Raw genomic sequence first — 24,418 nt, 5'->3', positions numbered from 1 at the left:
TTCAAAGGCCGGTTGCGGGTCGCTTTTGCCAAGGGATGTGACCGGGGTCGAAGTTGGCTGAAAAGGGTCGCGGGCACTCGTGCGAGCACCGCCGGAGTCGCGCGGAAGCGCCTCAATCCCCCGGCGTGCGCCCCCCTCCGTGGCGCCCGCCCCGGTGCGCCCCCAGGCCCGTCCGGCCGTGCCGTCCGCGGTGCACGGAGGCCCGCTCGACGGCCAGCCGGGCGGCGGTCCGCTCCGACTGCCGCAGCAGCGCCCGGCAGGCGCACGTGACCGCTGCGAGGCCGATGGCGGTGCCGGCGGCGCCGACGGGCGACGAGCCGCACACGAGGAGGACAAGCGGAACCAGCGCGCAGCTGAACGCGCCCCAGCGGACCACGTCGCTCACGGGGTCCGTCGGCGGGTGCGGCGTACCGGGCAAGGGGGGTCTCCTTCCGAGTGCTCCACGCCGACCGCGCGGACCACTGGAACAACGCGGCCGGCCACGGGGAGTCACCGCGAGCGGTACGGACGGAGCAGAGGAGGCGGTACCGGAGCAGAGGCGTCCGTATCGGATCCGGGGCGTCCGTATGTAAGGGCTGCGGGCCATTGCCAACGGCGCGACGCTCCGGCATGCTCCGGGGAACGTTCGGGGGCGCTGTCCGGTCAAAAGGGACAACCGCCGTTTACGGAGGCCCTGGGCAGGGGAGGAGTGGCGCCGTACTCTTGGGGTAAGGGGTTGGGAAGATGATTCCCGGCCGTATTGTTCGGCATTGAACCATCGCCGTCGCCCCGCTCTCCGCCCAGCTCAGTCAACTCCCCGAACAAGTCAATCGCCGTTCCCCTCCGCCCCTGGGCACGAGGGCTCCCCTTCGCCGAGACACTCATGGCCGGTCACGAATTCCCCGAACCCGCGGACCGCAAGCAGGTCGCCGATCCGATGGCGGACCTCGAAGCGGCGGAACAGTCACGCCACTCCTGCGACCCCGCCTTCCAGCACGGTGTGGTGGTGGGCTTCGACGGCTCGGTGTCCAGTGAACGGGCCCTGGCCTACGCCATCGGCATGGCCCGGCGCTCCGGCTCCGGCCTGATCATCGTGCATGTCGCCAACCGGCTCCCGACGACGGTGTGGGCGGGCTGCGAGCCGCCGGTCTTCGTCGACGTCCCCGACCACCGCACGGAGGTCCTGGGACTGGAGCTGGCCTGCGCCGACCATCTCTCCGAGCTCTCCTGGATCCTGGTCGAGCGGGGCGGCGACATCTGCCACGAACTGGAGGAGGTCGGCCGGGAGTACGCGGCCGACGCGATCGTGGTCGGCTCGACGCACGGCATCGTCGGGCGGATCTTCGGCTCGGTCGCCGGGCGGCTGGCGCGGCGCGCGCAGCGTCCGGTGATCGTCGTCCCGTGAGGGCCGGCGGCCCTCCTCTTCCGTACGTATTCGGCCTCACCCCCCCGTCCACCGTGTGACGTCACCTCTGCATGACGGTGCGTCATGCAGAGGTCGTAGTCGACAAATCTACTGACTCGTAGAGGTGGGTTGCGCGCCGGTGAGGGGTACAAACCTTCACACGACGTGCTGCTGCCCGGGTGTGACGGTTCCCGGGAAGGCGGCATCACTGCCGGCGTTAGGGCGACGCCGGCACCGGGGAGGCGGAGCCTCGCACGTATGGTGGCGCGCGCGAGGCTCCGCCTCTTTTCGCTGCTCAGCGAGGGTCCGTGGTTACTCCACCGTCACCGACTTCGCCAGGTTGCGGGGCTTGTCGATGTCGCGGCCGAGGGACAGGGCCGTGTGGTACGCGAGGAGTTGGAGCGGGATGCCCATGAGGATGGGGTCGAGCTCGGGCTCGTTCTTCGGCACCACGATCGTGTGGTCCGCCTTCTCCTGCACCTGGTGGGCGACGGCGAGGATGCGGCCGCTGCGGGCCTTGATCTCCTCCAGCGCCGCGCGGTTCTTCTCCAGCAGGTCGTCGTCCGGGACGATCGCCACGGTCGGCATCGCGGGCTCGATGAGCGCCAGCGGGCCGTGCTTGAGCTCGGAGGCCGGGTACGCCTCGGCGTGGATGTAGGAGACCTCCTTGAGCTTCAGGGACGCCTCGCGCGCCACCGGATAGCCGCGGACCCGCCCGATGAACATCATCGACTTCGCATCCGCATACAGTTCGGCGAGCTTCTTGATCTCCGCCTCGCCGGCCAGGATCTCGGTGATCTGCTCCGGCAGCCGGCGCAGGCCGTCGATGATCCGCTTGCCGTCCGCCACGGAGAGGTCGCGGATGCGGCCCAGGTGCAGCGCGAGCAGCGCGAAGGAGACCACCATGTTGGTGAAGCACTTCGTGGAGACCACGCAGACCTCCGGGCCCGCGTGCACGTAGATGCCGCCGTCGGTCTCCCGGGCGATCGCCGAGCCGACGACGTTCACCAGGCCCAGCACCCGCGCGCCCTTGCGCTTGAGCTCCTGCACCGCCGCCAGTACGTCGTACGTCTCGCCGGACTGCGACACCGCGACGTAGAGGGTGTCGGGGTCCACGACCGGGTTGCGGTACCGGAACTCGGAGGCGGGCTCGGCGTCCGAGGGGATGCGGGCCAGCTCCTCGATCATCTGCGCGCCGATCTGGCCCGCGTGGTACGAGGTGCCGCAGCCCAGGATCTTGACCCGGCGGACGCCCCGCGCCTCGCGCGCGTCCAGGTTGAGGCCGCCCAGGTGCACGGTGGAGAAACGGTCGTCGATCCGGCCGCGCAGCGCGCGGTCCACCGCGTCCGCCTGCTCGGAGATCTCCTTGTGCATGTACGTGTCGTGCGCGCCCATGTCGTAGGACTCGGCGGCGTACTCGACGGTCTCCGGGGAGGACGTCGTGCGCGAGCCCTCGGTGGTGTACGTGCGGTAGTCGTCGGCCTTCAGGGTGGCCATCTCGCCGTCGTCGAGGGTGACGACCTGGCGGGTGTGCGAGACGAGGGCTGCGACGTCGGAGGAGACGAACATCTCCTTCTCACCGATGCCCAGCACGACCGGGGAGCCGTTGCGCGCGACGACGATGCGGTCGGCGAAGTCGGAGTGCAGCACGGCGATGCCGTACGTGCCCTCGATGTGCCGCAGCGCCTCGCGGACCTTCTCCTCCAGCGTGGCGGCCTCGGAGCGGCCGATGAGGTGCGCGAGGACCTCGGTGTCGGTCTCGGAGGCGAACTCCACGCCGTCGGCGGTCAGCTTTGCGCGCAGCTCGGCGGCGTTGTCGATGATGCCGTTGTGGACGACGGCGACCTTGCCCTCGGTGTCCACGTGCGGGTGGGCGTTCTCGTCGTTCGGCGCGCCGTGGGTGGCCCAGCGGGTGTGGGCGATGCCGGTGGTGCCGGCGAAACGCTTCGGCAGGCGCGACTCCAGCTCCCGGACCCGGCCCTTGGCCTTGGCGGTCTTCAGCCCGCCGGCCTTGCCGGAGGCGTGGATGGCGATGCCGGCGGAGTCGTAACCGCGGTACTCCAGGCGCTGCAGGCCCTCGAGGAGCAGCGGCGCGACATCGCGTTTGCCGATATAACCGACGATTCCACACATGTGGGGTGACCCTCCCGGATTGACGGTACGTAGGTGCCCGGCGTCTCAGCCGTAGACGAGGCGGCGCAGCTGGCGTATCGAGAGCTCGGGCGGGGCCACGGCGCGGTGCGGCAGCTCGTGGGCGATCCGCTCGAAGATGGCGTCGTTGCGCAGACCCTGAGCCTGCAGCTCGCGGTGTCTGCGGCGCACGAACGTCTCGGCCGTCTCATCGAAGTACGCGAGCACGTCCTGGATCACCCGGACGGCCTCGCCGCGCTGCAGCGGCGTACTGCGTACCAGGTGTTCTACGAGGTCCTCGTGGGACGGACGGCGATCGAGCACCCGTCGATACTGCGGCCTCGCGCGCACTTTCGCAAGAAATCTGCCCGATAGCGGGCAGGGGCGTGTCGCGGGGGAGGGGGTGGGGGGTGGGGTGCGGGGCGGGGGCGGGGAGCGGGGCTTGCCCCCGCGTTCCTGGCAGGGCCCCTCCCTCTCCCCACGGGAAGAGCCCCGCGGCGAGGCCCCTCCCCCACCTCCACCGCACTGTCCGTGACGCTACCGTCACCCACTGACAATGGCGGCGGAGGAGGGGAAGAAGAGGAGAGGAGAGGGAGAGAGGAAGAAGGGGAGAGGGGAAGTAGGGAAGAAGGAAACGCGGCTCTACAGCCCCATCTCCCGAGCGATCAGCATCCGCTGCACCTCGCTCGTGCCCTCGCCGATCTCCAGGATCTTGGAGTCGCGCCACATGCGGGCGACCGGGTACTCGTTCATGAAGCCGTAGCCGCCGTGGATCTGGGTGGCCTCGCGGGCGTTGGTGACCGCGATCTCCGAGGAGTACAGCTTCGCCAGCGCGGCCTCCTTCTTGAAGCGCTCGCCGTGCACCAGCCGGGAGGCCGCGTCGCGCCAGGCCAGCCGGGAGGTGTGGGCGCGCATCTCCATGTCGGCGAGCTTGAACTGTATGGCCTGGTTCTCCCCGATCGGCCGCCCGAAGGACTTCCGCTCCTTCGCGTACTTCACCGACTCGTCGACGCAGCCCTGCGCGAGGCCCGTGGCCAGCGCCGCGATGGCGATCCGGCCCTCGTCCAGGATGCGCAGGAACTGGGCGTAGCCGCGGCCCTCCTCGCCCAGCAGGTTGGCCGCCGGGACCCGGACGTCGGTGAAGGACAGCTCACGGGTGTCGGAGGCGTTCCAGCCGACCTTGGAGTACGGGGCCGCGACCGTGAAGCCGGGGGTACCGGACGGCACGATGATCGCGGAGATCAGCGGGCGGCCGTCCTCCTTGCGGCCGGTGACCGCCGTGACCGTCACCAGGCCCGTGATGTCCGTGCCCGAGTTGGTGATGAAGCACTTGCTGCCGTTGATCACCCACTCGTCGGTCGCCGCGTCGAGCCGGGCCGTGGTCTTCGTCCCGCCCGCGTCGGAGCCGGCCTCCGGCTCGGTCAGCCCGAACGCGCCCAGCATCTCGCCCGAGCAGAGCTTCGGCAGCCAGGTCCGCTTCTGCTCCTCCGTGCCGAAGTGGTACAGCGGCATGGCGCCGAGCGAGACCCCGGCCTCCAGCGTGATCGCCACCGAGGAGTCGACCCGCGCCAGCTCCTCCAGGGCGACGCCGAGCGCCAGGTAGTCGCCGCCCATCCCGCCGTACTCCTCGGGGAACGGCAGCCCGAACAGGCCCATCCGGCCCATCTCACGGACTATCTCGTACGGGAACTGGTGGTTCTCGTAGTACTCGCCGATCTTCGGGGCGACGACGTCGTGCGCGAACGCCTCGACCGTGGAGCGCAGTTCCTCCAGCTCGGAGGGGAGACGGTGGTCCAGGGACATGGGGGTCACTCCTTGTGGGAGAGGGCTCGTACGGTGCGGGACGGGCTCGGTCGGCCCAGCTGTTCGGCCATCCACGCGCTTGTGGCGGTGAGGCGGCCGAGGTCGACCCCGGTCTCGATGCCGAGTCCTTGCAGCATCCAGAGGAGGTCTTCGGTGGCGAGGTTGCCGGTGGCGCTCTTGGCATACGGGCAGCCGCCCAGGCCGCCCGCGGAGGCGTCGACCGTGGTGACGCCGTGCTGGAGCGCGGCCAGGGTGTTGGCGAGCGCCTGGCCGTAGGTGTCGTGGAAGTGGACGCCGAGCACGTCGGTGCCGACGCCCGCCTCGTTCAGCGCCGTGAGCAGCGCGGTGACATGGCCGGGCGTGGCGACGCCGATCGTGTCGCCCAGGCTCAGCTCGTCGCAGCCCTGGTCGAGCAGCGCGCGGCAGACCCGTACGACCTGGGGCACGGGCACCGGGCCCTCCCAGGGGTCGCCGAAGCACATGGAGAGGTAGCCGCGTACGTGCGCGCCCGCCTCCTTGGCGCGGGCGACGACCGGCGTGAACATCGCCAGCGCCTCGTCGACCGTCCGGTTGAGGTTGGCCTTGGCGAAGGACTCGGTGGCGCTGCCGAAGACGGCGATCCGGTCGGCACCGAGGGCCAGCGCCCGGTCCAGGCCGCGCTCGTTCGGTACGAGGACGGGCAGCCGGACGTCGCTGCCGAGGTCGCTCACCAGCGGGAAAAGCCGTTCGGCGTCGGCCAGTTGGGGCACCCACTTGGGGTGTACGAAGCTGGTCGCCTCGATGGTGTCCAGGCCCGCCGCGGCCAGCCGGCGGATGAACTCCGCCTTGACCTCGGTCGGGATCACGGTCTGTTCGTTCTGCAGCCCGTCGCGCGCGCCGACCTCGTGGACACGGACCCGGGCGGGCAGGCCGGGGGCCGGTACGGGCATGGGCAGTCCCGGTGTCATCGCTGGTCGTCCTCCGGCTCGTCGGGGGTGATCACGGCCAGCACCTGGTCCATGGCGACCGTGCTGCCGGGCGTCACGTCGAGTTCGGCGACGGTGCCGGCGTGCGGCGCGGAGATGACGTGCTCCATCTTCATCGCCTCGACCACCAGCAGGCCCTGGCCCGCGGTGACGTGGTCGCCGACGGCGGCCTTGACGACCGTGACCGTGCCGGGCATCGGGGCGGTGAGGGAGTCGGCGCCGTGCGCGCCGGCCGCGCCCCGCAGGGTCTCCTCGACCGGGTCGTGATCGCGTACGTGCCAGGCGTCGCCGTCCCGGCCCAGCCAGTCCCCGGCGCGCACGAAGGTGTGCCGCACGCCGTCGACGGTGACGGCCACCCGGTCCTCGGTGACCTGACCGCTGCCGGTCACCTGTACGGGATCGTGGCCGGGCACGCGCAGCCAGAAGGCGGGCGGGGAGGGCTCGCCGCCCAGCCGCCAGCCGCTCGGCACGGCGAACGGGTCGGTCCAGCCCTCGCCCGACGGCTCCAGCGCCGCCGCGCGGACCGCGGCCCCGGCCGCGTACACCTCCTCGGGCACGTCCTGGCTCACCAGTCCGTCCGCCTCGCGCTCCACCAGCCCGGTGTCCAGCTCCCCCGCCACCACCGCCGGGTGGGCGAGCAGCCGGCGCAGGAAGCCGGTGTTCGTGGGCACGCCGAGGATCACCGTTCCGGCGAGCGCGGCCCGCAGCTTGCGCAGCGCGGTGGCCCGGTCGGGTCCGTACGCGATGACCTTGGACAGCATCGGGTCGTACAGGGAGCCGACCTCGGTGCCCTCGGACAGCCCGGAGTCCGTGCGTATGCCGTCGCCCTGCGGCTCGCCGAGCGCCAGGACCGTGCCGCCGGAGGGGAGGAAGCCCCGGGACGGGTCCTCGGCGCAGATCCGGGCCTCGACGGCGTGCCCGGTGAGGGTGATGTCGTCCTGTCCGTACGGGAGTTTCTCGCCCGCCGCGACCCGCAGCTGCCACTCGACCAGGTCGATCCCCGTGATCAGCTCGGTGACCGGGTGCTCGACCTGGAGCCGGGTGTTCATCTCCATGAAGTAGTACGAGGCGGGGTCGTCGCCGGGGACGATGAACTCGACCGTGCCCGCGCCCATGTATCCGCACGAGCGGGCCGCTTCCACGGCGGCGGCGCCCATGGCCGCGCGGGTCGCCTCGTCCAGCAGGACGCTCGGCGCCTCCTCGATGATCTTCTGGTGGCGGCGCTGGAGGGAGCACTCGCGCTCCCCGAGGTGGACGACGTTGCCGTGGCCGTCGGCGAGCACCTGGATCTCGATGTGGCGCGGGCGGTCGACCCAGCGCTCGACGAGGAGGGTGTCGTCGCCGAAGGAGCCGCGGGCCTCGCGCCGCGCCGCCGCGATCTCGTCGGCCAGCAGCTTCTCGTCGCGTACCAGCCGCATGCCCTTGCCGCCGCCGCCCGCCGACGGTTTCAGCAGTACGGGCATGCCGATCTCCCGCGCCGCGGCGGCCAGTTCGTCGTCGGTGAGGCCGCTGCCGGACGAGCCCGGTACGACGGGCACGCCGGCGGCCCGGACCGTCTCCTTCGCCCGGATCTTGTCGCCCATCAGGTCGATGGCCTCGGCGGACGGGCCGATGAAGGCCAGCCCGGCGTCTGTGACCGCCTGCGCGAAGGCGGCGTTCTCGGCGAGGAAGCCGTAGCCGGGGTGGATCGCTTCCGCGCCGCTGCGCCGGGCGGCGTCCAGCAGCGCGTCGATGCGCAGATAGCTCTCGGCGGCGGCCGGCGGGCCGATGCGGACGGCCGTGTCGGCTTCCCGTACGTGCCGGGCTTCCGCGTCCGCGTCGCTGAAGACGGCGACCGAGCGGATGCCCAGGGAGCGGAGGGTGCGGATGACGCGGACCGCGATCTCGCCGCGGTTGGCGACCAGGACAGTACTGAACATGGTGGAGGTCCTCACATCCGGAAGACGCCGAAGGCGGGGTCGGTCAGCGGGGCGTTGGCGCAGGCGGTGAGGGCCAGACCCAGCACCTGCCGGGTCTCCATCGGGTCGATCACGCCGTCGTCCCAGAGCCGGGCCGTCGCGTAGTAGGCGTTGCCCTGCGTCTCGTACTGCTCGCGGATGGGGGCCTTGAAGGCGTCCTCCTCCTCGGCGGGCCACTCCTCGCCGCGCGCCTCCAGCTGGTCGCGCTTGACGGTGGCGAGGACGGACGCCGCCTGCTCGCCGCCCATGACGGAGATCTTGGCGTTGGGCCACATCCACAGGAAGCGGGGGGAGTAGGCCCGGCCGCACATGGAGTAGTTGCCCGCGCCGTAGGAGCCGCCGATCACGACGGTCAGCTTCGGCACGCGCGTGCAGGCCACCGCCGTGACCATCTTGGCGCCGTGCTTGGCGATGCCGCCCGCTTCGTAGTCCTTGCCGACCATGAAGCCGGAGATGTTCTGCAGGAAGACCAGCGGGATGCCGCGCTGGTCGCACAGCTCGATGAAGTGCGCGCCCTTCTGCGCCGACTCGGAGAAGAGGATGCCGTTGTTGGCGACGATGCCGACCGGGTGGCCGTGCAGGTGCGCGAAGCCGGTGACCAGGGTCTGGCCGTACTCCGCCTTGAACTCCGCGAAGCGCGAGCCGTCGACGATGCGCGCGATCACCTCGCGGACGTCGTAGGGGGTGCGGGAGTCGGTGGGGACCATGCCGTACAGCCCGGCCGGGTCCGCCTTGGGCTCCTCCACCGTCCGTACGGTCCAGGGGAGCGGGGCGCGCTCGCCGAGCGTGGAGACGATCGTGCGGACGATGCGCAGGGCGTGCGCGTCGTCCTCGGCGAGGTGGTCGGTGACGCCGGAGGTACGGGAGTGGACCTCGCCGCCGCCCAGCTCCTCGGCCGTGACGACCTCGCCGGTCGCGGCCTTCACCAGCGGCGGGCCGCCGAGGAAGATCGTGCCCTGGTTGCGGACGATCACGGCCTCGTCGCTCATGGCCGGTACGTAGGCGCCGCCGGCCGTGCAGGAGCCGAGGACGGCGGCGATCTGCGGGATTCCGGCGCCGGACATCCGGGCCTGGTTGTAGAAGATCCGCCCGAAGTGCTCGCGGTCGGGGAAGACCTCGTCCTGCATCGGCAGGAAGGCGCCGCCGGAGTCGACGAGGTAGATGCAGGGGAGGCGGTTCTCCAGGGCCACCTCCTGGGCGCGGAGGTGCTTCTTCACGGTCATGGGGTAGTACGTGCCGCCCTTGACCGTGGCGTCATTGGCGACGATCACCACCTCGCGGCCCGAGACCCGGCCGATGCCCGCGATCACGCCGGCCGCCGGGGCCGCGCCGCCGTACATCCCGTCCGCCGCCAGCGGCGCGATCTCCAGGAAGGGTGAGCCCGGGTCCAGCAGGGCGTCCACCCGGTCCCGGGGCAGCAGCTTGCCGCGCGCGGTGTGCCGCGCCCTGGCCTTCTCGCCGCCGCCCAGCCGGGCCGCCGCGAGCTTCTCGCGCAGCTGCTCGACGAGCTCGCGGTGCGCGGCCTCGTTGGCCCGCCAGGAGTCTGCCGCGGGGTCTGCGGCGCTCCCCAGTACGGGTGCCTGCTCCATCGTCGTACCCGCCCCTTGTTAGTGGTCGTTAACACGATTGCCTTCAGGTTAACGACCACTAACCCGCCTGTCTACAATTGGAGCCATGAGCAGCACCAAGGCCCCCGCCACCGTCAGCCGCCGCGAGCAGATCCTCAAGGAGGCCGCGCGGCTCTTCGCCGAGCGCGGCTTCCACGGTGTCGGCGTGGACGAGATAGGCGCCGCGGTCGGGATCTCCGGCCCCGGCCTCTACCGTCACTTCGCCGGCAAGGACGCGATGCTCGCCGAGCTGCTGGTCGGCATCAGTGAGCGGCTGCTGGACGGTGGGCGGCTGCGGGTCGCCGACGGCGGCGAGAGCGCCGAGGAGGTGCTGCACGCGCTGATCGAGGGGCACATCGACTTCGCGCTGGACGACCGCCCGCTGATCACCGTGCACGACCGGGAGCTGGACCGGCTGCGTGAAGCGGACCGCAAGCGGGTGCGCCAGCTGCAGCGCCAGTACGTCGAGCTGTGGGTCGAGGTCGTCCGCGAGGTCTACCCGGCCTGCACGGAGTCCGAGGCGCGCGCCGCCGTGCACGCCGTCTTCGGCCTGCTGAACTCCACGCCGCACCTGAGCCCCCGCGCCAGCCTCCCGCCGCGTACGGCCACGGAGGCGCTGCTCAAGCGGCTGGCGCTGGGTGCCTTCGCCGCGGCCGCGGGCCGGGAGGGCTGAGTCGCCGGCTCCGTAACCGGTGTGACGACCGCGTCGTACGGGACCCCTGGACAGAAAACATAACTCCCGGGTAGCTTTCGCTGAGCAAGCGCTTAGCCAGCGTGTTTTTGGTCGCTCCAGGGAGGCATCAGGTGCAGCGGACGGTATTCAACGAGGACCACGAGGCGTTCCGGGACACCATCCGCGCCTTCATCGAGGGCGAGGTCGTGCCCGTCTACGACGAGTGGTTCGCCGCGGGCCAGGTGCCCCGCGAGTTCTACTTCAAGCTGGCCGAACTGGGCCTCTTCGGCATCAACGTCCCCGAGGAGTTCGGCGGCGCCGGCCTCGAATCGCACAAGTTCGAGGCGATCCAGTACGAGGAGACCGCCCGCGCCGGCGTCAACTTCGGCGGCTCCGGCGTGCACGTGCTGCTCGCCCTGCCGTACATCAAGATGCTCGCCACCGACGAGCAGAAGAAGCGCTACCTGCCGAAGTTCGTCTCCGCCGAGGAGATGTGGGCCCTGGCGATGACCGAGCCGGGCACCGGCTCCGACCTCGCGGGCATGAAGACCACCGCCAAGCTCTCCGAGGACGGCACGCACTACGTCCTCAACGGCGCCAAGACCTTCATCACCGGCGGCGTGCACGCCGACCGCGTGATCGTCTGCGCCCGTACCTCGGCGCCCAAGGAGGACGACCGCCGCTTCGGCATTTCCCTCTTCGCCGTCGACACCAAGTCCGAGGGCTACTCCGTCGGCCGCAAGCTGGACAAGCTGGGCCTGCGCACCTCCGACACCGCCGAGCTGGCGTTCGTCGACGTGAAGGTGCCGGCCGAGGACCTCCTCGGCGAGGAGAACAAGGGCTTCTACTACCTCGGCAAGAACCTGCCGTCCGAGCGCTGGGGCATCGCCTACGGCGCGTACGCGCAGGCCAAGGCCGCCGTCCGGTTCGCGCAGCAGTACGTGCAGGAGCGCACCGTCTTCGGCAAGCCCGTCGCGTCCTTCCAGAACACCAAGTTCGAGCTGGCCGCCTGCCAGGCCGAGGTGGACGCCGCCGAGGCCGTCGCCGACCGCGCCCTGGAGGCCCTCGACGCGGGCGAGCTGACCGCGGCCGAGGCCGCCTCCGCGAAGCTGTTCTGCACCGAGGTCGCGCACCGCGTCATCGACAAGTGCCTCCAGCTGCACGGCGGCTACGGCTACATGAACGAGTACCCGATCGCCCGCCTGTACGCGGACAACCGCGTCAACCGCATCTACGGCGGCACCAACGAGGTCATGAAGTCGATCATCGCGAAGTCGATGGGCCTCTAGGATCCCGTCCTAGGCTGACGCCCGTGAACGACGCACTGCAGTCCCTCCTCGATCTGCTCACGCTGGAGCAGATCGAGGAGGACATCTACCGCGGCCAGAGCCGTGCGGCGGTCGTGCCCCGGGTCTTCGGCGGCCAGGTCGCCGCGCAGGCCCTGGTCGCGGCCGGCCACACGGTCCCCGCCGACCGTCCGCCGCACTCCCTGCACGCGTACTTCCTGCGCCCCGGCGACCCCGGCGCGCCGATCGTCTACACCGTCGACCGCATCCGCGACGGGCGGTCCTTCACCACCCGCCGGGTCGTCGCCGTCCAGCACGGCCAGCAGATCTTCCACCTCACCGCGTCCTTCCAGGCGCACGAGGAGGGCCTGGAGCACCAGGAGCCGATGCCCCGGGTGCCGGACCCCCTGACCCTGCCGACGGCCGCCGAGCTGCTGCCGCGGTACGCCGACCGGTTCGTGGCCGAGGGCGTGGCCGAGCGGCTGCTGGAGGCCCGCGCCGCGGTCGACCTGCGGTACGTGGACGCGCCGCCGTTCGCCACCGCGGGCGAGGTCCGCGAGCCCCGCTCGCAGGTCTGGTTCCGCACCCAGGGCAAGCTCGACGACTTCGCCCCGCAGGCCGGGCCCGGCCACGCCGCCGGCATCCCCCGTCCGCTGCTGGACATCTGCCTGGTCACCTATGTCTCCGACATGACGCTGCTGGACTCCGTGCTGCTCGCCCACGGGCGCGGCGGCTGGGCGGTCGGCGACGTGGTGGGCGCGAGCCTGGACCACGCGATGTGGTTCCACCGGCCGGTGCGCGCCGACGAGTGGCTGCTGTACGACCAGGAGTCGCCGACCGCGCAGGGCGGCCGGGGCCTGGGCAAGGGCCGGATCTTCACGGCCGAGGGGCAGCTCGCGGTCTCGGTGATCCAGGAGGGCGTGATCCGCACGCCGCGCGGGTAGCCGGCGCGGCCGGCGGAACCGGGCGTACTGCGACCCGGCGCCGGGGCGCGCGGAACCGGCCCCCCGAGGCGGCCCTCCGGTCAGTCCGCCAGGCCCGCCGCGGCCAGCAGGTAGGCCGTCAGCGGGTCGTAGTAGCGCGGGCTGCGGACGTGGTCGTCCAGCGGCACGGTGACCTGGACGGTGCCCTCCGACTCGGCGAGGAAGAGCGCCGGGTCGTTGGAGTCCGCGTAGCCGACCGTCTCGATGCCTCGCTGGCCCGCGCAGCCCGCCCAGCCGTGGTCCGCCACCACCAGGTCCGGCAGCGCCTCGCCCGCGCGCTCCAGGCCGTCCAGGATCGCCGCCATCGGGGCGGGCGAGTGCGTGTGCCACAGCGTCGCGCCCCGCTCCAACATCGCGACCTGCCCGAACTGGAAGACCATGCCCTCGTCGGCGCCCAGCTCGTCGGGGACCACCACGATGTCGCAGCCCCGCGCGCGCAGCGCCGCGGCCGTCGCGATGTGCACGTCCAGCAGCCCGCCCGGGTGCCCGGTCGCGAGGAGCACCCGCTGCCGGTCCGCGGCCGCCTTGCGCAGCACCGCCGCCATCCGCTCCAGCGCGTCCACCGTCAGCTCGGGGTCGATGGTGTCCTGGCCATGGCGGTGGTCCGGGTCGTCGATGACGCCGCAGCGCTCGGCCATCACGGCGAGCACGTCCTGCTCGTCTCTCCAGCGGTCGCCCAGCTCCAGGCCGAACCAGTAGTGGCGGTCGCCGTTGGCGAGCTTGCGGTAGTGGTCGAGGTTGTTCTCGCGGGGCGTCGCGACGTCACCGGCGATGCGGGTGCGTACGAGGTGCTCGACCAGTTCGGCGCGGCTGGGGGCAGGGGCGGAGATTATCGGCATGAGGCCCATTGTGCCGGTGCGGTACGGCACGGGGCCGGGGAGATCCGCCGCGTGGACACCTCGCGCGGGCCGCCGCGCCCGCCACCGCGGTCTCCCGGCGGGCCGGCGGCTGGACACCGTGTCGAATGACGACCCCGCACCTCACGGATATGTCCATGGGGCGAACGCGGCGCCGTCTCTACGCTCAGCGCCATGACCACCGCATCTGCCGCATCTCCCGAGCCCGTCGGTCCCGTCGACTCCTCCCGCGTCCCGCGTTACGCAGGCCCGGCGACCTTCGCCCGGCTGCCGCGCATCGACGAGGTCGGCGGCCGCGCCGATGTGGCCGTCGTGGGCGTCCCGTTCGACACCGGTGTCTCCTACCGCCCCGGCGCCCGCTTCGGCGGCAACGCCATCCGCGAGGCGTCCCGCCTGCTGCGCCCGTACAACCCGGCGCAGGACGCCTCGCCCTTCGCGCTGGCCCAGGTGGCCGACGCCGGTGACATCGCCGCCAACCCGTTCAACATCAACGAGGCGGTCGAGACGGTCGAGGCCGCGGCGGACGACCTGCTCGGCACCGGCGCCCGCCTGATGACCCTCGGCGGCGACCACACCATCGCGCTGCCGCTGCTCCGCTCGGTCGCCAAGAAGCACGGCCCGGTCGCGCTGCTGCACTTCGACGCGCACCTGGACACCTGGGACACGTACTTCGGTGCGGAGTACACCCACGGCACGCCGTTCCGCCGCGCGGTCGAGGAGGGCATCCTCGACACCTCGGCGCTCTCGCACGTCGGCACGCGCGGCCCGCTGTACGGCAAGAAGGACCTCACCGACGACGAGAAGATGGGCTTCGGCATCGTCACCTCGGCGGACGTCATGCGCCGCGGCGTGGACGAGGTCGCCGACCAGCTGCGCCAGCGCATCGGTGACCGCCCGCTGTACATCTCCATCGACATCGACGTCCTGGACCCGGCGCACGCGCCCGGCACCGGCACCCCCGAGGCCGGCGGTCTGACCTCGCGCGAGCTGCTGGAGATCCTGCGCGGCCTGGCCTCCTGCAACCTGGTCTCCGCCGACCTGGTCGAGGTGTCCCCGGCGTACGACCACGCGGAGATGACCTCGGTCGCCGCCTCCCACACGGCGTACGAGCTGACCACGATCATGTCCCGGCAGATCGCGGCTGCGCGCGGCTGACCTTCCCGCCTCCCGCGCGGAACACGCCAGGGCCCCGGAGCCGAGAGGTTCCGGGGCCCTGGTGTTTTGGCTGGCGTTGCTCAGATGCCGGCGGTGGGCAGCTGGCCGGCCAGGCCGTTGACCTTGGCGATGCCGTCGGTGGCGATGCCCTCGACGGCCTGCACGGCGGTGCCGTCGACGGTCACGCCGGCGCCGTAACCGGCGATGCTGCCACCGAGGGTCGCGGCACCGGCGGCAATGCCGTCCAGGTCGGCGTCGGCGAGCTCGGCGGTCTCGATGAAGTCACGCATGATTTTTCTTCCCTTTCAACGGGGGGGACGCGGAAGAACAGGGGGGTGACGAGGGAATGCTGCCGGGGCCGAGCCCGTATGGCAAGTTTCCCTCGGGGCCTGGCGCATTACGTCGGAAATGGCCCACCACAACCGCGGTGAAGTGCGGTTTTGCCTATTGATACCGGCGATGTCGGAAGTAGTCCGGTGGAATTCGGCGTGCCCCGGCGAAGTTCTCCGAGGTCCACCGAAAACGGGTATGTCGCTCAAGCGTCGCGGAATTCATCCTTATTCAGTCGAGGTCGCCGGGATTCAGTCGAGGCGGCCGAGCGCGAACCACAGCTCCATCCGGACGTCCGGGTCGTCCGGATCGGTGTCGAGCAGGGCGGCGACGCGGGCGATGCGCTGCCGGACCGTGTTGCGGTGGATGCCGAGCGCCGTCGCCGTACGGTCCCAGCTGCCGTGCAGCGAGAGCCAGGTGCGCAGCGTCTCGCGGAGCGCCGGGGCGCCGTCGAGCGGCGCCAGCACGGCCGCCGCGTGCGCGCGGGCCTCGGCCGGCGGGACAAGCGCGGCCACGCCGCCGGTGCCGCCGACGCCGGGGGAGCGGTGCCGGACCACCGGGGTCCGGCCGGCCACCGCGCGGCGCAGCGCGGCCGCGGCGTGCGCGTCCCCGGCGGCCAGCGCGGACACCGGTACCGGCTCGCTCACGCCGAGCGTCCAGCCCGGCTGCGCGGTGACCTCCCGGCCGGCCGGGACCAGCGCCCGGACGGCGTCCTCGCCCGGCGCGACCAGGGACGTGCCCAGCCCCGCGGCGAGGGCGGCGGCCGGCGCCTCGTTGCCGCGCCGGGCGCGGGCATGCACGACGGTCCAGTGCGGATGCTTCAGCAGCGGCGCCACGTCGGCGGGCCCGTCCCCCAGCAGCAGCCGCACCAGCGCCGCGGAGTGCCCGCCGTCGGCGGCCTCCGCGTACGGGCCGGTGAGCAGGGACAGCAGTACCGCGGCGACGCCGACGAGGGCGCGGGCCGCCGGGTCGGGCGGCGGCGCGGCGACGACCAGCGCGCGGGTACGGTCCGGGGCCCGGCCGCCGAGCGCGTACGCGGCGAGATGCGTAGCGGCGGCCTCGGGCGGAGTGTCACTCGCGGCCGCCGGGCCGCCCGGGACGGCTGCCTCGCCGCCCGGGACCGCCACCACCGGAGTGTCGCTCGCCGCCGCCGGGCCGCCCGGAGTCGTCACGCGGCGCGCGAGCCGGGCCGCCGCCGTCCGCGCGGGAGCGGGCGGCCGCGGTCCGGCGGCCGCCAGTTCGCCGTCGCCGCCCGGCCCCGACACCGCGGCCCAGCCGCCCACTTGGCGGGCGAGCGTGCCCAGCACGGCCGGTACCGGGTCGGGCCCGGCCGCCGCGACGGCCAGGGCACGCTGGCCGTCGCCGATGCGGGTCAGCTCGCGGTGCCGGGCCTCGGTCATGGCTTGCCACACGGCGCTCTCCACCGCCGTGAACGGGGTCCCCGCGGGCACCTCCAGCAGCCGCAGCCCGTACCGGTCGCAGGCCGCGACCAGCGCCCGCGGCACCGCGTCGTGCACCGGCGCGATCCCGAACCCGAGCGCCACCGCGCCCGCCGCGACCGTGCGCTCCGCGTACCCGTCGAGGTAAGCCCCCGACCCCGCCGCCTCGTCGAGGTGCACCCCGGCCGTCAGCAGCAGCTCACCGCCGAGCAGATACGGCTCCGGGTCGGCCATCTCCGAGGTGTGCACCCAGTGGATGTGGGCGTCGGCGCGCGGCCCGGCGATCTGCCGCAGCCCGAGGTCTGCGCGGGCGAGCAGCGCGGACAGCGGGACGCCCGGGGTGGGCGGCGGCGAGTGGTGCGACGCGTCAGCCATGTGCGGACCCTCCATTTCCGAGCGGCACGGTGGAGGAAACGTACACTTCTGCGCCGCCACGCCCTTCCCTAAGGTCAACCCACGTCAACGCACGCCCCCCTTGCCCCGCTCCGCCCTGCCGAAGGGATGGCCCATGGCTGTCGACTACGCGGTGATCGTCCTCTATCTGGCCGGCATGCTCGCCGTGGGCTGGTGGGGCATGCGCCGCGCCCGCTCCAAGAGCGAATTCCTGGTTGCCGGGCGCCGCCTGGGCCCGTTCATGTACTCCGGGACCATGGCCGCGATCGTCCTCGGCGGCGCCTCCACGATCGGCGGCGTCGGCCTCGGCTACCAGTACGGCCTCTCCGGCGCCTGGATGGTCTTCACCATCGGCCTCGGCCTGCTCGCGCTGAGCCTCTTCTTCTCCGCCCGGATCGCCCGGCTGAAGGTCTACACCGTCTCCGAGATGCTCGACCTGCGCTACGGTGGCTCGGCGGGCGTCATCTCCGGCGTGGTGATGTGGGCGTACACGCTGATGCTCGCGGTCACGTCCACGATCGCGTACGCCACGATCTTCGACGTCCTCTTCGGCCTGGACCGCACGGTGTCGATCATCCTCGGCGGCGCGATCGTCGTCGCGTACTCCACCCTCGGCGGCATGTGGTCGATCACCCTCACCGACATGGTGCAGTTCGTGGTCAAGACGATCGGCGTACTGCTCCTCCTGCTGCCCATCGCCGTCGTCAAGGCGGGCGGCTTCGGCGCGCTGCGGGCCGAACTCCCCGATGACTACTTCGCCCCGCTCGGCATCGGCGCCCAGACCGTCTTCACTTACGTCCTGATCTACTCCTTCGGCATGCTGATCGGCCAGGACATCTGGCAACGGGTGTTCACGGCGCGCAGCGACCGCGTCGCGCGGCTGGGCGGCACGGCCGCCGGCACGTACTGCCTGGTGTACGCGCTCGCCGGAGCCGTGATCGGCACGGCGGCCAAGGTGCTCTATCCCCATCTGGGCAGCCCCGACGACGCGTTCGCCACGATCGTGAAGGACGCGCTCCCCATGGGCGTACGCGGTCTGGTGCTGGCGGCGGCGCTCTCCGCCGTGATGTCCACGTCCTCGGGCGCGCTGATCGCCTGCGCGACGGTGGCCAACAACGACATCTGGTCGCGGCTCCGGGGCGCGGTGGGCGGCGCCGCGGCCGCCGGGGAACGCGACGAGGTACGCGGCAACCGCGTGTTCATCCTCGTCATGGGCGCCGCCGTCATCTGCATCGCCATCGCCCTCAACGACGTCGTCCAGGCCCTGACCGTCGCCTACAACCTCCTCGTCGGCGGCCTCCTCGTCCCGATCCTCGGCGGCCTGCTCTGGAAGCGCGGTACGGGCACGGGCGCGCTGGCCGCTGTCGCGGCGGGCGGCACGACGGTCATCGCCCTGATGGGCTGGCGCGGCATCCTCGCCAACGAGCCCATTTACTACGGCCTGCTGGTGTCACTGGCGGCGTACGTGATCGTCAGCCTGTCGAGCCGCCCGACGGACCCGGCGGTACTGGCCGAGTGGCGGGCCAGGTTGGCAACTCCGGCGGAGTCCGGCAAACCCAGCCCGTCCGGCGTTTGAGGACGAGCGGCCGCCAGGCCGCGACAGCCCGCACCCCCACGCACCCGCAGAGAGGCACGACGTGAGCACCCCGAAGCCACCCGCCCCCGCCGCGCAGCGAACCGGTGGAGACCTGGTCACCGAGTCCCTCCAAGCCCTGGGCGCGCAGACCGTCTTCGGCCTCCCGGGCCAACACGCCCTCGCCCTCTTCGACGCCCTCAGCCGCAGCCCCCTCCGCTACATCGGCCTGCGCGTCGAGAACAACGCCGGCTTCGCCGCCGACGCCTACGCCCGCCGCACCTGCGGCATCGCACCGCTCATGGTCTCCACCGGCCCCGGCGCCCTCATGACGCTCGCCGCGCTGCAGGAGTCCGCCGCCGCCTCGGCCGCCGTCCTCGCGATCGGCAGCCAGGTGCCGGTCGCCGGGCTCGGCGGCGGCCGCCACGGCTACCTGCACGAACTCCCCGACCAGAGCGCAGCCTTCCGCGGCGTGGTGAAGTCCGTGCACACCGCCCGCACCCACTCCCAGATCCCGTCCGCGATCGCCGCGGCCTGGAAGTCGGCGCTGACGGCCCCGCACGGCCCGGTCTGGGTGGAGATCCCGCAGGACGTACTGCTCGCGCCGACGACGCTCCCCGTGGTCACGGACCTGGCCGCGGCCCCGGAGGAGCTGCCCCCGCGCCCCGAGCTGACCGCCGCGGCGGCCGACCTGCTGACGCACGCGGAACGCCCGGTGATCCTCGCGGGCGGCGGCGTCGTACGGGCCGGAGCGGAGCCCGAGCTGCGGGCGCTGGCCGAGCGGCTCGGGGCGCCGGTCGCGACGACGTTCGGCGGCAAGGGCGCCTTCCCCTGGACCCACCCCCTCTCCCTCCAGTCCTGGCTGGAGGACCGCCACACCACCGATTTCCTGGAGGACGCGGACGTCCTGCTGGTGGTGGGCTCGGGCCTGGGCGAACTCTCCTCGAACTACCACACGTTCCGGCCCCGCGGCCGGGTCGTCCAGATCGAGGCCGACGCGGGCAAGCTGGAGTCCAACCACCCCGCGCTCGGCATCCACGCGGACGCGCGCCTCGCGCTCCGGGCGCTGCTGGAGACGGCCGGCGCGCGCGAGGACGGCACGGCGCCCGCGCGCGTACGGGCGCTGCTGGACCGGGTGGGGGAGCGGCTCGCCTCCCAGGAACTCACCCTGGAGCAGGACGTACTGGCCGCCGTCCGCGAGGCGCTACCGCCCCGGGCGCCCTCCTTCTGGGACATGACGATCCTGGCGTACTGGGCCTGGTCGGCCTTCGACGCCCGCCACCCGAACACCATGCACTCGGCGCAGGGCGCGGGCGGCCTCGGCTACGCCTTCCCGGCGGCGCTGGGCGCGGCGGCGGCCGATCCGACGCGGCCGGTCCTCGCGGTCTCCGGCGACGGCGGCGCCATGTACTCGCTCGCGGAGCTGGCCACGGCGCGCCAGTACGACGCGCCGGTGACCTGGCTGATCGTGGACGACGGGGGCTACGGCATCCTGCGCGAGTACATGGAGGACGCGTTCGGGCGGGCGACCGGCACCGAGCTGGCGCGGCCCGACTTCGCCGCGCTCGCCGAGTCCTTCGGGGTGCCGGCGGTGACGAGCGCCCCGGAGCGGCTGCGGGACGACCTCGCCGCCGCGCTGGCCGCGCCCGGTCCCTCCGTGGTCGTGCTCCCGGCCCGGCTGCGGATGTTCGCGCCGACCCATCTGGGCCGGCCCTCGACCCGACCGGGCGAATCCCCGGACCGACCGGGCGATTCCCCGACCCATCCGGGCGAATCCCTGGCTTCGGAAAGTTAACAAAACGCGTGGACCGTTGACGTGATCTGTTCATAACTTTAGGTTCGCTGCGGGCAGCGCCAGGTCCGGCTCTCTGCCTCCCGTGCCCGACGACCCGTCGACGGAGAACAATGTCGTACTCCTCACGTCCGCTGCCGCGTGCCGGCAGACGGCTGCTCGTCCCCCTGCTCGCCGGCGCGCTCATCGCGGCCGTACCCCCTGCCTCGTCGGCCACGACACCGGACGGCGGCCGCGCCAAGGGCCCGGCGGCAGGCGCCACCCCGGCCGCCGACGGCTCCTGCGCCACCGACGGCCCCGGCTGGCAGTCCACGTCCACCCGCATCGACCCCGAGGACAGCCACCACCCGTACGTCGCCAACGGCTACCTCGGGCAGCGCGTACCGCCCAACGGCACCGGATACGCGGCGACCGGCGGGAAGACCGGCTTTCCCCTCTACACCCCGCGCTACGACGGCGCCTTCGCCGCCGGCCTGTACGCCGACGGCCCCGAGTCGGTGAAGAAGCGGCAGGCCATCGCCGCGCTGCCGACCTGGTCGACGCTGGACGTGGCCACCGGCGGCGAGGGCGGCGAGACCTTCTCCGCCGCCACGAAGCCCGGCCGGATCTCGCACTACCGGCAGTCCCTCCTGATGCGCTGCGGCCTGGTCCGTACGTCGCTGACCTGGACCGCCGCCGACGGCCGCGCCACCGACCTGGTCTTCGACGTGCTCGCGGACCGCACCCACGCGCACACCGGTGCCGTACGGCTGCGGATGACGCCGCACTGGAGCGGCCCGGCGACCGTCACCGACACCCTCGACGGGCGGGGTGCCCGCCGGATCTCGCAGACCGGCGGCGGCGCCCGCCCCGGCGACCGCACGCAGGACGTCACCTTCCGCACCGACGGGACGAAGACGGCGGGCGCGGTGGCCTCCACGCTGCGTACGGGCCCGGGCATTCGTTCGGAAAGTGAACAGAAGGCCAAGGCGCCCGAGAAGCTGACGGCACATCAGGGCGTCCGCTTCCCCGTGCACAAGGGCCGGACGTACGAGGTCTCCAAGTACGTCGGCGTGGACACCGCGCTCACCTCGCACGACCCCAGAGCCGCCGCCACCCGCGCCTCCCAGCAGGCCGCGGCGCAGGGCTGGGACCGGCTGTACCAGGAGCACGCCACCGCCTGGCAGAAGCTGTGGCACTCCGACATCGAGGTGCGCGGCCGCGAACAGCGCGACCTCCAGGCATGGGTGCGCTCGGCGCAGTACGGACTGCTCGCCAACTCCCGCGAGGGCTCCTCGGACAGCATCGCCCCGACCGGCCTGACCAGCGACAACTACGCGGGCGAGATCTTCTGGGACGCCGAGACCTGGATGTACCCCGGCCTGCTGGCCGCCCATCCGGAGCTGGCCCGCTCCATCGTCGAGTACCGCTACAAGACCCGGGCCGGTGCCCGGGCGAACGCCAAGAAGCTCGGCTACGACGGCCTGTTCTTCCCGTGGACCAGCGGCGGCAAGGGCGAGCTGTGGAAGGAGTGCCACAGCTGGGACCCGCCGCACTGCAAGACCCAGAACCACCTGATGGGCGACGTCTCGCTGGCCGCCTGGCAGTACTACCTCGCCGCCAAGGACACCGGCTGGCTGCGCGAGCGCGGCTGGCCCCTCATGCAGGGCATCGCGCAGTTCTGGGCCTCCCGGGCCACCAAGAACGGTGACGGCAGCTACTCGGTCAAGAACGTCGCGGGCCCGGACGAGTACAGCAACGGCGTCGACGACGGCGTGTTCACCAACGCGGGCGCGGCCACCGCGCTCCGGCACGCCACCCGCGCCGCCGCCGTCCTCGGGGAGAAGGCCCCCGCGTCCTGGAACACCATCGCGGACAGGCTGCGCATCCCGTACGACAAGAAGCAGCAGGTCTTCCAGCAGTACGACGGCTACAAGGGCACCACCATCAAGCAGGCCGACACCGTGCTCCTGCAGTACCCGCTGCAGTGGCCGATGTCCGACGCGGCCAAGGCGAAGACGCTGGACTACTACGCCGCGCACACCGACCCCGACGGCCCGGCGATGACCGACTCGGTGCACGCCATCGACGCCGCCGAGATCGGCGAGCCCGGCTGCGCGACGTACACCTACCTCCAGCGGTCCGTGCGGCCGTTCATGCGCGGTCCGTTCCACCTCTTCTCCGAGGCGCGCGGCGAGAAGGCCGGCGCCGAGGACCCCCTCGCGGGCTCGCCCTCCCAGGACTTCCTGACCGGCAAGGGCGGCTTCCTCCAGGTCTTCACCCACGGCCTGACCGGCCTGCGGCTCGGCGAGGACCGGATCACCCTGGACCCGACGCTGCCGCCGCAGCTCGCCGACGGCGTCACCCTGCGCGCTCTGCACTGGCAGGGCCGGACGTACGACGTCGTACTCGGCGCGCACCACACCGAGGTGCGGCTGACCGGCGGTGCGCCGATGACGGTCGCGACGCCGGAGGGCGAGCGGGTCGTCAGCCAGGGGGCGCCGCTGACGCTGAAGACCCGCAGGCCCGACCAGGAGCCGACGGCCAACGTGGCCCGCTGCCGCACGGCGAAGGCCACCTCGGAGGAGCCCGGGATGTACGCGGGCGCCGCGCTGGACGGCAACACCACCACCGCGTGGGTGCCCGACGCCGCCACCGGCACCCTCACCGCCGACCTGGGCAGCGTGCGCCGCATCGGCGCGGTCACCCCGCACTGGACGGACACGAAGCCCGCGTCGTACCGGATCCAGGTCTCCCGCGACGGACGGCACTGGACCGGTACCGGCTACGACGGGAAGTCCCCGGCGCGGTACGTCCGCGTGACCGTGCGCGGCAAGGCGGACGCCAAGAAGCACCCGGGCATCGCGGAGCTGACGGTGGCCGACGCGAAGGGCTGACGCCGGGCGTTCCACGGCACGGAACGCGTGATGCGGGCGGGGGGGGGGGGGGGGGGGGGGGCCGGCGCGCCCCCCCCCCCCCCCCCCCCCCCCGCCCCTTTTGCCTCAGCCGAGAGGAAGGAACCGTCCGTGCGTCTCGCCACCGCCATACCCGCCGCCCTCGCCGCTGTCCTGCTCACCGCCGGAACGCTGCCGACGACTGCGACCGCCGCCGCGGCCCCACCGGGCCAGGCGTGTTCCCCGCGGGTCTCCATCGACCGCTACTCCGACGCCCTGGACAAGCGGTCCGTCGACGGCCTCTACGCCGGGAACTTCTCCGCGCTCGCCCGCGACACCGACGGCGACCTGCTCGCGCTCTCGGACCGGTCCGCGCTGGTCACGCTGGACGCCCGGACGCGTGAGCCGCTGCGCGGCGTCCCGCTCGCCGACGAGGACGGCAGGCCGCTGGACTCCGAGGGGCTGGTCGTCGAGAAGAACGGCGACCGGCTGATCACCTCCGAGAACGAGCCGTCGGTGCGGCGCTACGACCGGGCGGGGCACCCGACAGGGCGGCTGCCCGTACCGGACGGGCTGCGCGTCGCCCCGGCAGGGCGGGCCACCGCCAACCAGACCTTCGAGGGCCTGACCGCGGGCCCCGGCGGCCGTACGCTCACCGCGTCCATGGAGGGCCCGCTCGCCGGCGACGGCCCCGACGCGCAGGGGCGCCCGCTGCACCGCTTCCAGACCTGGCAGCGGCAGCCGCACGGCGGCTACGCCCTCGGCAGGCAGTACGCGTACCCGGCCGAGCAGGGCATGACGATCCCCGAGATCATCTCGCTGGACGACGGCCGCCTGCTCGTACTCGAACGTAAATTCGAGCCCCAGGGCAACACCATCCGCCTCTACCTCGCCGACCCGCGCCGCGCGGACGACACCCGCGGCACCGAGAAGCTGACCGACGCCACTCGCCCGGCCGCCAAGATCCTGCTCGCCGACCTCACGCGCTGCCCCTCCCTCGGCGCGCCCGCCCGGCAGCCGCAGATCAACCCCCTCCTGGACAACATCGAGGGCATGACCGTCCTGGGCCGCGCGCACGGGCGGCTGCACCTGCTCCTGGTCAGCGACGACAACCAGCGGGCGCAGCAGATCACCCGGCTGTACGACATGACCGTCCGTATGTGACGTGTCGCCTCCGGTCGCCGGAATTGTTGCGGTGGGATGAAAACACCGCCCGC

The 24,418-nt window shown here is 72.5% G+C and carries 18 protein-coding genes and 1 pseudogene; 9 read left to right on the top strand and 10 right to left on the bottom strand.

The window, feature by feature from the left end:
• Positions 1 to 112: 112 nt before the first annotated feature.
• On the bottom strand, positions 113 to 418 hold the full coding sequence (locus ACIGXO_RS14705; RefSeq protein ID WP_399785460.1) for a hypothetical protein: 306 nt from the start codon (positions 416 to 418) through the stop codon (positions 113 to 115).
• 444 nt (positions 419 to 862) lie between these two features.
• Between ACIGXO_RS14705 and ACIGXO_RS14700 the strand changes: the two genes are divergently transcribed.
• On the top strand, positions 863 to 1,384 hold the full coding sequence (locus tag ACIGXO_RS14700; protein ID WP_030250046.1) for a universal stress protein: 522 nt from the start codon (positions 863 to 865) through the stop codon (positions 1,382 to 1,384).
• Positions 1,385 to 1,696: 312 nt separating this feature from the next.
• On the opposite strand, the gene glmS is transcribed toward ACIGXO_RS14700, so the two are convergent.
• The 6 genes from glmS to ACIGXO_RS14670 form a co-directional block, all read right to left on the bottom strand.
• A complete protein-coding gene (gene glmS, locus ACIGXO_RS14695; protein ID WP_399785457.1) occupies positions 1,697 to 3,517 on the bottom strand; it encodes a glutamine--fructose-6-phosphate transaminase (isomerizing) in 1,821 nt (606 codons plus the stop codon).
• 45 nt (positions 3,518 to 3,562) lie between these two features.
• Positions 3,563 to 3,838 carry a hypothetical protein gene (locus ACIGXO_RS14690; protein ID WP_030250040.1) on the bottom strand — a complete coding sequence of 92 codons (276 nt, stop codon included), beginning with the start codon at positions 3,836 to 3,838 and terminating at the stop codon, positions 3,563 to 3,565.
• 318 nt (positions 3,839 to 4,156) lie between these two features.
• A complete protein-coding gene (locus ACIGXO_RS14685) occupies positions 4,157 to 5,317 on the bottom strand; it encodes an acyl-CoA dehydrogenase family protein (RefSeq protein WP_399785453.1) in 1,161 nt (386 codons plus the stop codon).
• Between the two features lie 5 nt (positions 5,318 to 5,322).
• Positions 5,323 to 6,264, bottom strand: a complete 942-nt coding sequence (locus ACIGXO_RS14680; protein WP_399785450.1) for a hydroxymethylglutaryl-CoA lyase — start codon at positions 6,262 to 6,264, stop codon at positions 5,323 to 5,325.
• Positions 6,261 to 8,201, bottom strand: coding sequence for an acetyl-CoA carboxylase biotin carboxylase subunit (locus ACIGXO_RS14675; protein WP_399785447.1), 1,941 nt, complete (start codon positions 8,199 to 8,201; stop codon positions 6,261 to 6,263). The genes ACIGXO_RS14680 and ACIGXO_RS14675 overlap by 4 nt, the downstream gene beginning before the upstream one ends.
• 11 nt (positions 8,202 to 8,212) lie before the next feature.
• Positions 8,213 to 9,829 (bottom strand): carboxyl transferase domain-containing protein, encoded by a 1,617-nt coding sequence (locus ACIGXO_RS14670; RefSeq protein WP_399785444.1) that lies wholly within the window; start codon positions 9,827 to 9,829, stop codon positions 8,213 to 8,215.
• An 85-nt stretch (positions 9,830 to 9,914) separates the two neighbouring features.
• Between ACIGXO_RS14670 and ACIGXO_RS14665 the strand changes: the two genes are divergently transcribed.
• The 3 genes from ACIGXO_RS14665 to ACIGXO_RS14655 all read left to right on the top strand — a co-directional run bounded on the left by ACIGXO_RS14665 (position 9,915) and on the right by ACIGXO_RS14655 (position 12,750).
• The gene (locus ACIGXO_RS14665) at positions 9,915 to 10,520 is read left to right on the top strand and encodes a TetR/AcrR family transcriptional regulator (protein ID WP_399785441.1); all 606 of its coding nucleotides are present in this window, start codon (positions 9,915 to 9,917) and stop codon (positions 10,518 to 10,520) included.
• Between the two features lie 131 nt (positions 10,521 to 10,651).
• Entirely contained in the window at positions 10,652 to 11,809 is a 1,158-nt protein-coding gene (locus ACIGXO_RS14660; RefSeq protein ID WP_399785438.1) for an acyl-CoA dehydrogenase family protein, read from the top strand.
• A 23-nt stretch (positions 11,810 to 11,832) separates the two neighbouring features.
• On the top strand, positions 11,833 to 12,750 hold the full coding sequence (locus ACIGXO_RS14655) for an acyl-CoA thioesterase (protein ID WP_399785435.1): 918 nt from the start codon (positions 11,833 to 11,835) through the stop codon (positions 12,748 to 12,750).
• 80 nt (positions 12,751 to 12,830) lie between these two features.
• On the opposite strand, the gene ACIGXO_RS14650 is transcribed toward ACIGXO_RS14655, so the two are convergent.
• Positions 12,831 to 13,628 carry a phosphatase gene (locus tag ACIGXO_RS14650; protein ID WP_399785432.1) on the bottom strand — a complete coding sequence of 266 codons (798 nt, stop codon included), beginning with the start codon at positions 13,626 to 13,628 and terminating at the stop codon, positions 12,831 to 12,833.
• A 192-nt stretch (positions 13,629 to 13,820) separates the two neighbouring features.
• Between ACIGXO_RS14650 and speB the strand changes: the two genes are divergently transcribed.
• On the top strand, positions 13,821 to 14,801 hold the full coding sequence (speB, locus tag ACIGXO_RS14645) for an agmatinase (protein ID WP_399785430.1): 981 nt from the start codon (positions 13,821 to 13,823) through the stop codon (positions 14,799 to 14,801).
• Between the two features lie 80 nt (positions 14,802 to 14,881).
• On the opposite strand, the gene ACIGXO_RS14640 is transcribed toward speB, so the two are convergent.
• On the bottom strand, positions 14,882 to 15,091 hold the full coding sequence (locus ACIGXO_RS14640) for a hypothetical protein (protein ID WP_399785426.1): 210 nt from the start codon (positions 15,089 to 15,091) through the stop codon (positions 14,882 to 14,884).
• 291 nt (positions 15,092 to 15,382) lie between these two features.
• Positions 15,383 to 16,945 (bottom strand): PucR family transcriptional regulator, encoded by a 1,563-nt coding sequence (locus tag ACIGXO_RS14635; RefSeq protein ID WP_399785423.1) that lies wholly within the window; start codon positions 16,943 to 16,945, stop codon positions 15,383 to 15,385.
• A gap of 133 nt (positions 16,946 to 17,078) precedes the next feature.
• Between ACIGXO_RS14635 and ACIGXO_RS14630 the strand changes: the two genes are divergently transcribed.
• The 4 genes and pseudogenes from ACIGXO_RS14630 (at position 17,079) to ACIGXO_RS14615 (ending at position 24,365) form a co-directional block, all read left to right on the top strand.
• Complete coding sequence (locus ACIGXO_RS14630) at positions 17,079 to 18,539, top strand: sodium:solute symporter (protein WP_399785420.1); 1,461 nt, start codon at positions 17,079 to 17,081, stop codon at positions 18,537 to 18,539.
• Between the two features lie 61 nt (positions 18,540 to 18,600).
• A pseudogene (locus ACIGXO_RS14625) lies at positions 18,601 to 20,241 on the top strand (thiamine pyrophosphate-binding protein); the annotation flags it as partial.
• Between the two features lie 200 nt (positions 20,242 to 20,441).
• Entirely contained in the window at positions 20,442 to 23,204 is a 2,763-nt protein-coding gene (locus tag ACIGXO_RS14620; protein WP_399785418.1) for a discoidin domain-containing protein, read from the top strand.
• A gap of 129 nt (positions 23,205 to 23,333) precedes the next feature.
• A complete protein-coding gene (locus ACIGXO_RS14615; protein ID WP_399785415.1) occupies positions 23,334 to 24,365 on the top strand; it encodes an esterase-like activity of phytase family protein in 1,032 nt (343 codons plus the stop codon).
• Positions 24,366 to 24,418 lie beyond the last annotated feature (53 nt).

The organism is Streptomyces sp. NPDC053542, assembly GCF_044544685.1.
Lineage (GTDB): Bacteria > Actinomycetota > Actinomycetes > Streptomycetales > Streptomycetaceae > Streptomyces.
This window is presented reverse-complemented; position numbering and strand designations above follow the sequence as displayed.

Bases quoted from the DNA above. Each gene is read 5' to 3' on its own strand.
- ACIGXO_RS14620 (WP_399785418.1), top strand. From the start codon at position 20,442: ATGTCGTACTCCTCACGTCCGCTGCCGCGTGCCGGCAGACGGCTGCTC.
- ACIGXO_RS14630 (WP_399785420.1), top strand. From the start codon at position 17,079: ATGGCTGTCGACTACGCGGTGATCGTCCTCTATCTGGCCGGCATGCTC.
- ACIGXO_RS14635 (WP_399785423.1), bottom strand. From the start codon at position 16,945: ATGGCTGACGCGTCGCACCACTCGCCGCCGCCCACCCCGGGCGTCCCG.
- ACIGXO_RS14685 (WP_399785453.1), bottom strand. From the start codon at position 5,317: ATGTCCCTGGACCACCGTCTCCCCTCCGAGCTGGAGGAACTGCGCTCC.
- ACIGXO_RS14640 (WP_399785426.1), bottom strand. From the start codon at position 15,091: ATGCGTGACTTCATCGAGACCGCCGAGCTCGCCGACGCCGACCTGGAC.
- ACIGXO_RS14675 (WP_399785447.1), bottom strand. From the start codon at position 8,201: ATGTTCAGTACTGTCCTGGTCGCCAACCGCGGCGAGATCGCGGTCCGC.
- ACIGXO_RS14680 (WP_399785450.1), bottom strand. From the start codon at position 6,264: ATGACACCGGGACTGCCCATGCCCGTACCGGCCCCCGGCCTGCCCGCC.
- glmS (WP_399785457.1), bottom strand. From the start codon at position 3,517: ATGTGTGGAATCGTCGGTTATATCGGCAAACGCGATGTCGCGCCGCTG.
- ACIGXO_RS14665 (WP_399785441.1), top strand. From the start codon at position 9,915: ATGAGCAGCACCAAGGCCCCCGCCACCGTCAGCCGCCGCGAGCAGATC.
- ACIGXO_RS14650 (WP_399785432.1), bottom strand. From the start codon at position 13,628: ATGCCGATAATCTCCGCCCCTGCCCCCAGCCGCGCCGAACTGGTCGAG.
- ACIGXO_RS14670 (WP_399785444.1), bottom strand. From the start codon at position 9,829: ATGGAGCAGGCACCCGTACTGGGGAGCGCCGCAGACCCCGCGGCAGAC.
- speB (WP_399785430.1), top strand. From the start codon at position 13,821: ATGACCACCGCATCTGCCGCATCTCCCGAGCCCGTCGGTCCCGTCGAC.
- ACIGXO_RS14700 (WP_030250046.1), top strand. From the start codon at position 863: ATGGCCGGTCACGAATTCCCCGAACCCGCGGACCGCAAGCAGGTCGCC.